11 protein-coding genes are annotated in these 10,628 nt (G+C 69.1%); 2 read left to right on the forward strand and 9 right to left on the reverse strand.

The window, feature by feature from the left end; translation table 11 throughout:
- Positions 1-252 precede the first annotated feature (252 nt).
- Positions 253-459, reverse strand: a complete 207-nt coding sequence (locus tag NN2_RS03270; RefSeq protein ID WP_011206895.1) for a cold-shock protein — start codon at positions 457-459, stop codon at positions 253-255.
- Positions 460-894: 435 nt separating this feature from the next.
- On the opposite strand from NN2_RS03270, the gene NN2_RS03275 reads away from it, so the two are divergent.
- Positions 895-3,270: a DEAD/DEAH box helicase gene (locus tag NN2_RS03275; protein ID WP_063010172.1), complete on the forward strand. Its 2,376-nt coding sequence runs from the start codon at positions 895-897 to the stop codon at positions 3,268-3,270.
- A gap of 353 nt (positions 3,271-3,623) precedes the next feature.
- Here the strand turns inward: NN2_RS03275 and NN2_RS03280 are convergent, their stop codons facing one another.
- The 7 genes from NN2_RS03280 to ssd form a co-directional block, all read right to left on the reverse strand.
- Entirely contained in the window at positions 3,624-4,016 is a 393-nt protein-coding gene (locus NN2_RS03280; protein ID WP_063010174.1) for an Rv3654c family TadE-like protein, read from the reverse strand.
- The gene (locus NN2_RS03285; RefSeq protein WP_063010176.1) at positions 4,013-4,360 is read right to left on the reverse strand and encodes a TadE family type IV pilus minor pilin; all 348 of its coding nucleotides are present in this window, start codon (positions 4,358-4,360) and stop codon (positions 4,013-4,015) included. The genes NN2_RS03280 and NN2_RS03285 overlap by 4 nt, the downstream gene beginning before the upstream one ends.
- A complete protein-coding gene (locus NN2_RS03290; protein WP_063010178.1) occupies positions 4,357-4,569 on the reverse strand; it encodes a DUF4244 domain-containing protein in 213 nt (70 codons plus the stop codon). The genes NN2_RS03285 and NN2_RS03290 overlap by 4 nt, the downstream gene beginning before the upstream one ends.
- A gap of 57 nt (positions 4,570-4,626) precedes the next feature.
- The gene (locus tag NN2_RS03295; protein WP_063010180.1) at positions 4,627-5,223 is read right to left on the reverse strand and encodes a type II secretion system F family protein; all 597 of its coding nucleotides are present in this window, start codon (positions 5,221-5,223) and stop codon (positions 4,627-4,629) included.
- Positions 5,220-5,876, reverse strand: a complete 657-nt coding sequence (locus NN2_RS03300; protein ID WP_308248095.1) for a type II secretion system F family protein — start codon at positions 5,874-5,876, stop codon at positions 5,220-5,222. Before NN2_RS03300 ends, NN2_RS03295 begins: the two co-directional genes overlap by 4 nt.
- A 131-nt stretch (positions 5,877-6,007) precedes the next feature.
- The gene (locus tag NN2_RS03305) at positions 6,008-7,195 is read right to left on the reverse strand and encodes a TadA family conjugal transfer-associated ATPase (RefSeq protein ID WP_063010184.1); all 1,188 of its coding nucleotides are present in this window, start codon (positions 7,193-7,195) and stop codon (positions 6,008-6,010) included.
- Positions 7,192-8,277, reverse strand: a complete 1,086-nt coding sequence (gene ssd, locus NN2_RS03310) for a septum site-determining protein Ssd (RefSeq protein WP_063010186.1) — start codon at positions 8,275-8,277, stop codon at positions 7,192-7,194. The genes NN2_RS03305 and ssd overlap by 4 nt, the downstream gene beginning before the upstream one ends.
- Positions 8,278-8,765: 488 nt before the next feature.
- Here ssd and NN2_RS03315 point away from each other — a divergent pair, with 488 nt between their 5' ends.
- Positions 8,766-9,545, forward strand: a complete 780-nt coding sequence (locus tag NN2_RS03315; protein WP_063010244.1) for an HAD family hydrolase — start codon at positions 8,766-8,768, stop codon at positions 9,543-9,545.
- A 488-nt stretch (positions 9,546-10,033) separates the two neighbouring features.
- Here the strand turns inward: NN2_RS03315 and NN2_RS03320 are convergent.
- A partial coding sequence (locus NN2_RS03320) for a Fic family protein (protein WP_063010188.1) occupies positions 10,034-10,628 on the reverse strand: 595 nt, incomplete at its 5' end.

Here is a 10,628-nt window from a genome sequence, read left to right on the forward strand (position 1 = left end):
CGTGTTTCGCTGTCGTGGAGTCCGCACTGCGGTCCCGCGACCCTGGAGTCTCGGCTGTTCTGCGCGGTACTTCCCCGTCGGTACCGTCCGAACCGAAATGGCTGCGAACTGCAGAAAAACCCCCTTGTGGGCAACTCGATCACATCGAAAAGCCCCGGTTTTCGATCGAGTCTACTTCCCCCGCATATGACTCGTCCCTCACCGCGTGCTCGCGGTGAGGGACGAGAGATCGGACCTTGTTGGGTTACTCGCTCAGCTGAGCGCGCGAACTCCGGTGGCCTGCGGGCCCTTGGTGCCCTGGCCGACCTCGAATTCGACCTTCTGGTTCTCCTCGAGGGTGCGGAAGCCCGAACCCTGAATCTCGGAGTAGTGGACGAAGACGTCAGCGGAGCCGTCCTCGGGCGCGATGAAGCCGAACCCCTTCTCCGCGTTGAACCACTTCACAGTTCCCTGTGCCATTCTGTTCCTTCTCTTTCCATACCGGAACGGCGGACAAGTTAGGTTGGTCCACCGGGTCCGTTCCGACCGCTGTACTCTGTTCCCCCTGCAGGAAGCTTCAAGCACACCGTTCGCAACATCGATCCTGCTGATGGTTTGGACCTTTGATCCGTTCCCTCGAACACAGAAGCTTGCGACCGAGAACTAGTGAACCATGTCCGCGCGCAATTCGACAGCCGAGTTACCGACAATTTGCAAAAAAGATGATCTTGCGAATGTGCAGGTGAGGGGCACAATGCCCAAATCCAAACTTGAAGTAGGTTTGCTTAGCGATAACCGAGCGAGCGTCAGGCAAACAGACTGTGACGCAGGTCGCTACTCGGTAGTGAATTGGCAGCTCGGGCGAGGGCGGCACACACGGTTCACACTTTCTTCGCGTCGCACGGTCTCGGTCCGATGAATCCGAAAGGCCCGCGATCGGCCCCCACGCCCGCAGAAGCGATCGGCTACGGGACATCGTTGCTGAATCGTGTCCTTTTCGGAGTGCCCGATGCGGAGAGTCGTATCACCCATGTGACCGAACTCCCGGCCCGGCCGGCGCGCATCACCGACTGGCCTTCCTGGGCTGCTCCGGAGGTGGTCGACGCCCTGCGGGAATCCGGTGTAGAGGCACCGTGGACGCATCAGATTCGAACCGCGGAGCTGGCCGCTTCGGGAACACACGTCGTGGTCTGCACCGGGACCGCGTCGGGCAAATCCCTGGGTTATCAACTTCCGGTATTGACAGACCTGCGGCGGGATCCGCGAGCGACCGCTCTGTATATATCGCCGACCAAAGCGCTCGGAGCCGATCAATTCCGCGCGGCCGCGCAGTTGACCCATGCCGGCGGCCTGAGCGATATCCATCCGGCCACCTACGACGGCGATACTCCGCCCGAGGTCAGGCAGTGGGGGCGGGCGAATGCGCGGTGGTTGTTCACCAATCCCGACATGCTGCACATCGGCATACTGCGAGCGCATCAGCGCTGGGCGCGGATGCTGCGGCGGCTGCGCTACGTGGTGGTCGACGAATGCCACGCGTATCGCGGTGTATTCGGGTCCCAGGTCGCGATGGTGTTGCGCCGGTTGCGGCGGCTGGCCGCGCATTACGGCGCGAATCCGACCTTCGTCCTGTGCTCGGCCACCAGCGCCGATCCGGCCGCGGCGGCCGCACGGCTGATCGGTGCGCCGGTGACCGCGGTGACCGAGGACGGCTCCCCGCAGGGTGCGCGAACGGTCGCCCTGTGGGAACCACCGCTGCTCGGCGACCTCAGTGGCGAGAACGGCGCCCCGGTCCGACGGGCGGCGACCACCGAGGCCGCCCGGATCATGACCGACCTGGTCGTCGAGGGTGCCCGGACATTGACCTTCGTTCGCTCCCGCCGGGCCGCCGAGGTCGTCGCCATCGACGTGCAGCGCATGCTGGCCGAGGTGGATCCGGCGCTGGCCGGGCGGGTGGCGGCCTATCGGGCCGGATACCTGGCCGAGGACCGGCGGGAACTGGAGAACGGCCTGGCGGACGGGTCGCTGCTGGGCGCGGCCACCACGACCGCACTCGAACTCGGCGTCGACATCGCCGGGCTGGACGCCGTGGTGATGGCCGGTTTCCCGGGAACCGTCGCCTCGTTCTGGCAGCAGGCGGGCCGCGCAGGACGTCGCACCCAGGGCTCGCTGGTACTGCTGGTGGCCCGCGACGATCCGCTCGACACCTACCTCGTCCACCACCCGCACGCCCTGCTGGACAAGCCGGTCGAGGCGACCATCACCGATCCGCACAACCCCTACGTCGCCGGCCCGCATCTGCTCTGCGCGGCCTGCGAACACCCCCTGACCGACGCCGAGATCGACGACCTCGGCGTCCGGGACGTGGCCGCCGATCTTGCCGCGCGGGGCCTGATCAAGCGCCGGGAGAACGGCGGGGGTCAGGCTCGCTGGTATCCGACGTCGAGCGCCTACCCACACGACGACGTGGATGTGCGCGGCGGCATCGGCTCCCAGATCGCCATCGTGGACGCGACCAGCGGCCGTCTACTGGGCAGCGCGGATTCCGGCCGGGCTCCCGCGACGCTGCACGCCGGGGCGGTCCACCTGCATCAGGGCGAGACCTACGTGGTCGACGAACTGGATCTCGAGGCCGGCGTCGCCTTCGTCCACGCCGAGCAGCCCGGATGGACCACCAGCGCCCGCATGGTCACCTCGGTGGCGATCGACGAGCGCACGCACGAGCGGGTGTACGGGCACGTCACCGCCGCCCTGGCCAGGGTCCGGGTGACCCGCCAGGTGGTCGGGTATCTGCGCACGCTTCCCAGTGGAGAGGTTCTCGACCTCGTCGAACTCGATATGCCGGAGCAGACACTGCCGACCCAGGCCGTGCTCTACACCGTCACACCGCGCCTGCTGGCCGCGGCGGGGATCGAGCCACGCCGCGTACCCGGCGCCCTGCACGCCGCCGAACATGCGGCGATCGGGATGTTGCCCCTGGTCGCGAGCTGCGACCGCTGGGATGTGGGCGGCGTTTCCATCGCCGAGCACCCCGATACCGGGCTACCTACCGTCTTCGTCTACGACGGCCATCGGGGCGGGGCCGGCTTCGCCGAGCGCGGGTTCACCCGCCTGCGGACCTGGTTGGCGGCGACGCGGGCGGCCATCACCTCCTGTTCGTGCCCGCAAGGCTGCCCCTCGTGCGTCCAATCCCCCAAATGCGGCAACGGGAATTCCCCGCTGGACAAGGAGGGTGCGGCCGCGCTGCTGACGGCCGTCCTCGCCGATCTGCCCGACGATGCGCCGAGCTGACCCGCATGGACAACATTTCGGGCCATGACCTGCCCGAATCCGTTTCGTGACGATGCGGACACCGTCGGTAGACGTCGTCGCTTCCCGGTCCCACGGACTGCCTGGCGCCATCGAGGCCTACGGCGCGACCGGGAATAAAAAGGAAGTCGATCATGTTAACCGGCACATTGCCCTAGCGAATAACGGCCATGTGGGCATTCACATGTGTGCATTTATCGGAATCCCGCAGCGTCGAATGCTTGCACAATTGCGCCGCCGGAATTGAATGCCGACCGAATGGGAAATCCACCGCACTTACGGCAGTGTGGTGTGGCTCCGGTCACCCATTCTTTCTCACACCAACCGTCCGGTATTCATGATCGTTTTCCCGCACTCACCGGACCGGCGCGCGCGACCGCCACAACTGATCGCTTGCCCAAAAGAGCGAGCGTCACCGAACCATCGACCGTTACCGTCACATCCCAATCCCGGACCGAACACGTCCGTACCCGCATCCGCATTTGCCGCACCACCGAATCCGCTCGATCGCAGGCCGCCTCAGCGCCGGAATCCAGTGCGCCCGCTGCGGCCAATGCCGCCGAATCGGCCGCGCTCTGCGCTCGATGGCGTGCGCAGACCACTGCCGCGAACTGCACGATCACCACCGTCACCAGTAGCAGCGCGGTGAGTGCCAGACATGCCGTGACGGTGGCACCGCCGTCGCATCCGCGACCGCGGCACGCGGCGGGCACTGTGGCCGGTGTCATTGCGGCTCGCCCGGTTCGCGTACCGCTACCGCTTCGGCCCGTAACCGCAGCATCGGGAGCAGCGGCGCTCGCGCCCGAACCGTGGCCACGATCCGGTCGCCCTCCGCGCGCAACTCGATATCGGCGCCGGGCGGCGCCACCCGCTGCGCTGCCGGCAGAGCTTCCGCCTCCGCACCTCGCGCGGCGAGACGTGCCGCTTCGCGAGCGGCGTCGATACAGCGGATCTGCATCGACGCCGCCAGCAACGCCCCCAGACAGAGCACGACGACCACTATCACGGCCGCCAGCGCAATCGCCGCCTCGACCGTGACCGCACCCCGTTCGCCCGGACGAGCGAACCTCATACGGTGGTGTTCAGCGCCCTGTCGATGATCTTGGTCAGCGCGTTCACGATGGAATCGCCGGTGACCACGGTGTAGAGCACCGCTCCGAACGCCGCTGCGGCGATCGTGCCGATGGCGTATTCGGCGGTACTCATCCCGTCGTCGGTCACCAGTACCTGGATCAGCCGCGAACGTAGTTCTCGCACAACCGATTGCGTTGCCGCCAGCATCGGTCTCCCCTTTCTCTACGGTCGGCGCGGCGGATCCGCACCGAATCTCTGGTGTGGTCACCACAACCCACCGCCCAGTACTCGACCGGCCAGTCCGGCGACCACCGGGACGATGCCGAGGCAGACGAAGGCCGGCAGGAAGCACAGCCCGAGCGGGCCGCTGATGAGCACGCCCGCGCGTTCCGCCCGCGCGGCGGCCGCATCCTCGACCGCCGCGCGGCACTTGTCCGCGAGTTCGGAGACCGCCCCGGTCAGGGCCGCACCGGAGCGGGCCGAACGGCGCACCAGCCGGGCGAGCGCGGACATCTCCGCGACGGGTGCTTCCCTGGCCGCGCGCTCCCAGGCGGAAACCGGGTCCGCGCCGAGCGCCAGCAGTTCCGCCGCCCGCCGCAGCGCCGACGCGAAGGGTTCCGGGGCGGTCGAGGAAACCGCGCGGGCCGCCGTGGCGGTCGGCAGTCCCGCCCGCAGACACGCGGCGAGCAGATCCAGGGCCGAGGCCACCGCCAAGGGGTCGCCGGTGGCCGGGCGCGGAACGTTCCGCGGCACCGGAGCGGCGCCGTGGGCCGCACGGAGGCGGGCAACCGATGTGACTCGGCCCGGAAGGGCGAGCAGCGCGGCACCGGAACAGAGCAGTGCCATCGACAGACCGTTCATACCGATACCCGTCGCGTGATGGCATCCGCCCACAGCAATCCCACACCGATGAGCCCGGCGCCGAGCGGAAAGACGATGGTTCCGACCCCTCGGCTCATCAGCACCTGCAGGGGGTGGGCGCCCATCAGCTGTCCGAGCGCGATGCCGAGGAGCGGGAGTCCGGCCAGCACCGCGGCGCTGGCCCGCGCACCCGCCAGGGCGGCGGTCGTGCGCTCGCTGAACCGCATTCGCCCGGCGAGGTCGTCGCGGGCCGCACTCAACAGTTCGGCCAATGCCAGGCCGTGCCGCTCGGCCACCTCCCACGCAGCCGCGACGCGATCCAGTTCGGTCGTGACGGCGCAGGGACGTCCGCGCAATCCGTCCGCGGCCGAACCGCCGAGCCTGGCCCGCGCGGCGCTCACCGCGAAGGCCGCTCCGGCCGCTCCACCGATCTCCGCGGCCGCGACGGCGGCGGCAGCGCTGGGATGCGCGCCGGTGCGCAGTTCACCGATCACCACTTCCAGCCCTTCCAGCAGTTTCCGGCATTCGTCGTCGTGGCGGCGTTCCTCGCGGCGGTTCTTCGAACGCACGGTCAGCGTGGTGACGAGCACCGCGGTCGCACCCGCGGACCCGGGACCGAAGACGACCGCCGCCCCCACCGCCGAAGCAGCCACGCCGCGAATAATCCAGCGGCTCGGGTTGTTTCGCGTTTCCTCCGGTCGTCCGCACAGCACACGCAGTCGGTGCCGCCGGGGCGTGGTCGGCAGGAGCAGCAGCGCTGCGGCGCCGCACAGCAAGCTCAGGGTCATTGCCGCAACCGCTCGTTCAGCAACCGCTGGAGTGCGGTGTTCGCCGGTGCCGCAACGGGATCCACGGACCAGGCCGTCTCGATGCGCACACCCGCCTCCCCTTCGCGGGTCACCAGCCCGATTTCCTGCAGGACTCGCCCACCGTCGGGGCGGCGCCGCATCGCGAGCACGACCTGGACGGCCGCGGCGAGCTGACTGTGCAGCCCTGCCCGCCCCATTCCGCCCAGTGCCGCAAGGGCTTCCAGACGAGCGGGCACCTCCCGTGGCGAGTTCGCATGCACCGTGCCGGCGCCTCCGTCGTGTCCGGTGTTCAGTGCGGTGAGCAGGTCCACCACCTCGGCCCCGCGCACCTCTCCGATGACGATCCGATCCGGCCGCATCCGCAGCGCCTGACGGACCAGGTCCCGGACCGTGATGGCACCCGCGCCCTCCACATTGGCGATACGCGCGACCAGCCGGACGACATGCGGATGCGGCGGCGACAGTTCGGCGGCATCCTCGACGCACACGATGCGTTCGGCGGGGTCGACGTGCGCCAGCAGAGCCGACAGCAACGTGGTCTTTCCAGCGCCGGTGCCGCCGACCACGAGGAAGGCGAGCCGTGCGCGAATGATCCTCTCCAGCAGCAGTTCCGACTCCGGTGTGAGCGTTCCGGAGGTGGTCAGTCCGCGCAGGCTGTGGCCGACCGGGCGCAGTACCCGCAGCGAGATACACGTTCCGCCCTGTGCGATGGGCGCGAGGACCGCGTGCAGCCGCACGCCGAAGCTCTCGCCGGGCGCTCGCTCGTATTCCGGCAGCCGCCCGTCCACCCACGGTTGCGCATCGTCGAGCCGGCGGCCGGCGGCGAGCGCCAGGCGCTGAGCCAGGCGCCGCACGGCCGCTTCGTCAGGGAAGCGGATCGAGGTGCGCTCCAGACCGCTACCGCGATCGATCCACACCGCATCGGGCGCGGTCACCAGCACATCCGAGACCAGGGCGTCGTGCAGCAACGGTTCCAGCGCGCCCGCCCCGGTCATCTCCGTCTGCAGCAGGCGCAATGCGCGCAGCAGGTCCGTATCGCCGAGGACTCGGCCGGCTTCGGCGCGGATGGCGGCGGCCAGGCGGGCCGGATCGTGTTCACCCGGCTGGGCGGCCAGTCGCTCCCGAACCCGGTCCAGGAGTTCGGCACTCACCACCCCGCTCATCGAGCCCCCTCCGGCAATGCGGACAGCACCGACTCCGCTCCCGCCGCGAGCGGCCCGCGGCCGAGCGTCAGTCCACCGCGTTCCAGTTGGGCCGCGAGTCCGGGTTGGGCGCGCATGGCGGCCAGCAGGGGCAGCCTCAATGCCTCCGCGATATCGCGACCGCGCAGCCCGCCCGGTGCGGGGCCTCGAACGACCAAGGCCTGGTTGGGGTTTCGACGACGGATATCCGCCACGACCGCCCCCGCGGCGGCCACCGCACGCAACCGGGCCGGCACCACGAAGACGACGAGATCGGCGGCATCGAGGAGATGATCGGTATGCGGGCCCCGACTGCCGGAGATATCGCACACCACCAGATCGCCGGCGCCGCGGCCGGCCTCGACGACGGCGCGGGCCGCGCCGATGCCGATATCGTCCGGTCCGGAGCCGGCCGGTCTGCTGCAGGCCAGTACGCCGAGTCCCGGTGCGGCGGCGGGTAAAGCGTCGTGCAGGGCTTGCGCGGCCACCCGGCCGTCCTCGACGGAAAGTTCGGGCCAGCGCAGACCGGGCACCGACTCGATACCCAGCAGCAGATCGATGCCACCGCCGAGCGGGTCGCCGTCGATGAGCAGAATGTGCGGCCGGAATCGCCGGGCCGCGGCGGCCAGGGCCAGCGTCGCGGCGAAGACCGAGGCCCCGGCACCGCCCCCTGCGCCAACGACGGCCAGGACGAGTCCGTCCCCAGGATCGCGCCAGGCGTAGGCGGCGAAGGCCTCGATCAGTGTTTCGGTAGCGCTCGGCAACGCGATGACCTGCTCGGCTCCGACCGCCGCGGCGGCCTGCCAATGGTCGAGATCCGGTTCACCGCTGCCGACCAGCACGACGCCCGAGCGCCGCGGATATCCGGCGGCCGCACAGGTACGCGCCGCCGCGAGATCGATGATCACCAGCGCGGCCGCGGCCCAGGCATGCCTGCCGACAGGCATGGACCGTTCGTCCAGGCCACGGTCGGCGGCGGCCGCTATGCGACGCACCTCGTCGCGTAGCCGGTGGTCACCGACCAGCACCAGTGCCGGAGGAGGAACTGCTGCAACGGAATTCATGTCAGCCAGCCTCACCCGGATCGGCAGGGCGAACCAGGGCCCCAACGCCGAATGTGGACAACTCGCGGGCTGTGGACAAACACTGCACGCCGAGTAACAGCTGGACGGTCCGGAAATAGAGGACGGCCCCAGCCGGGGGGGAGGAGGCTGGGGCCGTCGGGGTTCAGCCCCGGGGGGTCGGGCTGAACGCGCCTGGACCATGTCCAGGTGCCAGCAATACTACACCCAGAAACCGGCGGCAATGCAAGTCCATCGCGCGACGAAGTTTCGGCCCGGAGCGGGCGGCTCCCGGGGCATCGGACGGGGCGTGCGGCCGGGCTGAACGCCGCATCACCGGGGAAGCTCCCTATTCTGGAGCCGTGACGGCCGAGGGCGACCAAACAGCTACGAACGATCGGGCCGCCGGGGATACCGGGCACCCGCGACACCGCAACGATGCAGCAGCGAATCGCGCGCACCGGACGACGGACGCTTCGTCCGCACCCCGGATCGCCGCGTTCTTCGATCTGGACAAGACGGTCATCGCCAAGTCGAGCGCGTTCGTCTTCAGCCGGCCGTTCTTCGCGCAGGGCCTGATCGATCGGCGCACCGTACTGGAATCCAGTTACGCGCACTTCTTGTTCCTGCTCTCCGGCGCCGACCACGACCAGATGGAGCGGATGCGCGAACATCTGACGAAGATGACCGCCGGCTGGGACGTGTCGCAGGTGCGCTCGATCGTCGCGGAAACACTGCACGAACTGGTCGATCCGCTGATCTATGCGGAGGCGTCGGATCTGATCGCCGACCACAAGATCCGCGGCCACGACGTCGTGATCGTCTCGGCGTCGGGTGAGGAGATCGTCGCCCCGATCGCCGCCGCGCTGGGTGCGACGCATACCGCCGCCACTCGGATGGTGGTCGAAAACGGTAAGTACACAGGCGAAGTCGAGTTCTACTGCTACGGCGAGGGCAAGGTCGAGGCGATCGAGAAGCTGGCCGCGTCCGAGCGCTACGACCTGTCGCGCTGCTACGCCTATTCCGATTCGATCACCGATCTGCCGATGCTGTCGGCGGTCGGACACCCCACCGCGGTCAACCCCGACCGGAACCTGCGACGCGAGGCGGTGGCCCGGGACTGGCCGATCCTGACCTTCTCCAATCCGGTGTCACTGTGGTCGCGGATTCCCGCGCCGTCGACCACGACGGTGGCCGCCACGGCGGTGGTCGGAGTGAGCGCGGTACTGGCCGGCGCCCTCAGTTACCGGCTGCTGCGCCGGCGCCGCTGAGGGTGGCGCTCCGAGCGCATCGCGGCTGGTCAACGACGCGCAACCCATCGATGTAACCACGATTCGAGGGGCCACACGCCGATTATGAGTAATGTCCTTTCGACCCTTGATGTGAGGGGTCTCACAGAGTAACAATGGACGCACGGAGGGGCGGAAGGCCAAGATCGGAACGGAAGAGAAGGTTCGATCTCCCATCCGCACTTCCCAGCACGGACGCCAGGCACCCACGCGGAGCGCGCCGCGACAAGGGCAGAAGCGTTGTGGGCCTGCGAAATTCGAGTTCACGTCGGCAATGGCCTCGCACAGGTTGCGGGGATGAACCGGCGGGGTTCGGATGATCGCCGAGGCCGCAGAACACAACCCGACAAGCACGCTTGGTAACCGGGTAGTCCGTGCTAGCGGGCGGTGAGGCCGACGACGGCTACGCCGCCCGCTTCGATGTGCGGACCCGTTTCGCACTCACTGTGATCAGCGCTCACGCGCCGCGTTCATGCCGCCGCATCGGCGATCGATCGAGCCTCGCGGGCACCGTCTTCCAGCGCGCCGCAGCAGAACACCACCCAACCGCCCACACCCTCGGCCGTCCCGTCGGCGAAGCCCGCCGCGGCGTCGAGGTAGGCCTGGCGGCGTCGCAACCAGAAGACCTCCGGTACGCCCAGACTGTGCGGATCCAGGCCGCTCGCGACGGCCACCAGCCGGGACGCCGCCCGCGCCACCACGCCGTCGGCCGAACCGAAGGGACGCAACGACATCAGCTCACCGTGCACCACCGCGGCCAGCACGGGGGCCGGCGCGCTCGAGGTCAGTACGGTCTGAGCCAGTAGATCGAGTCGTTCGGCGATGCCCGGCTCCGGGCGCGGCCGGCCGAGTTCGATTTCGTTGTCGACCAGATCGGCCGCAGCGAGCAGATGCAGACGAGCCAGCGCCTGCAGCGGCGCCCGCTGCCACACGCCGACCAGATTCCGCAGTGCGTCACCGTCGAGGGCCTGCCCGACCCGCAACGCTCCCGCCAGAATCGGATCGGCGACCCGGCCGTCGGCGGGCAGTTCGGTGGCCCCGCCGTCGATCGCCGCCGAGGAGCGC

The sequence above is a fragment of the Nocardia nova NBRC 15556 genome, assembly GCF_001613005.1.
Classification (GTDB): Bacteria; Actinomycetota; Actinomycetes; order Mycobacteriales; family Mycobacteriaceae; genus Nocardia; species Nocardia nova.

Bases quoted from the DNA above. Each gene is read 5' to 3' on its own strand.
- ssd (WP_063010186.1), bottom strand. From the start codon at position 8,277: ATGAATTCCGTTGCAGCAGTTCCTCCTCCGGCACTGGTGCTGGTCGGT.
- NN2_RS03285 (WP_063010176.1), bottom strand. From the start codon at position 4,360: ATGAGGTTCGCTCGTCCGGGCGAACGGGGTGCGGTCACGGTCGAGGCG.
- NN2_RS03295 (WP_063010180.1), bottom strand. From the start codon at position 5,223: ATGAACGGTCTGTCGATGGCACTGCTCTGTTCCGGTGCCGCGCTGCTC.
- NN2_RS03305 (WP_063010184.1), bottom strand. From the start codon at position 7,195: ATGAGCGGGGTGGTGAGTGCCGAACTCCTGGACCGGGTTCGGGAGCGA.
- NN2_RS03270 (WP_011206895.1), bottom strand. From the start codon at position 459: ATGGCACAGGGAACTGTGAAGTGGTTCAACGCGGAGAAGGGGTTCGGC.
- NN2_RS03290 (WP_063010178.1), bottom strand. From the start codon at position 4,569: ATGCTGGCGGCAACGCAATCGGTTGTGCGAGAACTACGTTCGCGGCTG.
- NN2_RS03275 (WP_063010172.1), top strand. From the start codon at position 895: ATGAATCCGAAAGGCCCGCGATCGGCCCCCACGCCCGCAGAAGCGATC.
- NN2_RS03280 (WP_063010174.1), bottom strand. From the start codon at position 4,016: ATGACACCGGCCACAGTGCCCGCCGCGTGCCGCGGTCGCGGATGCGAC.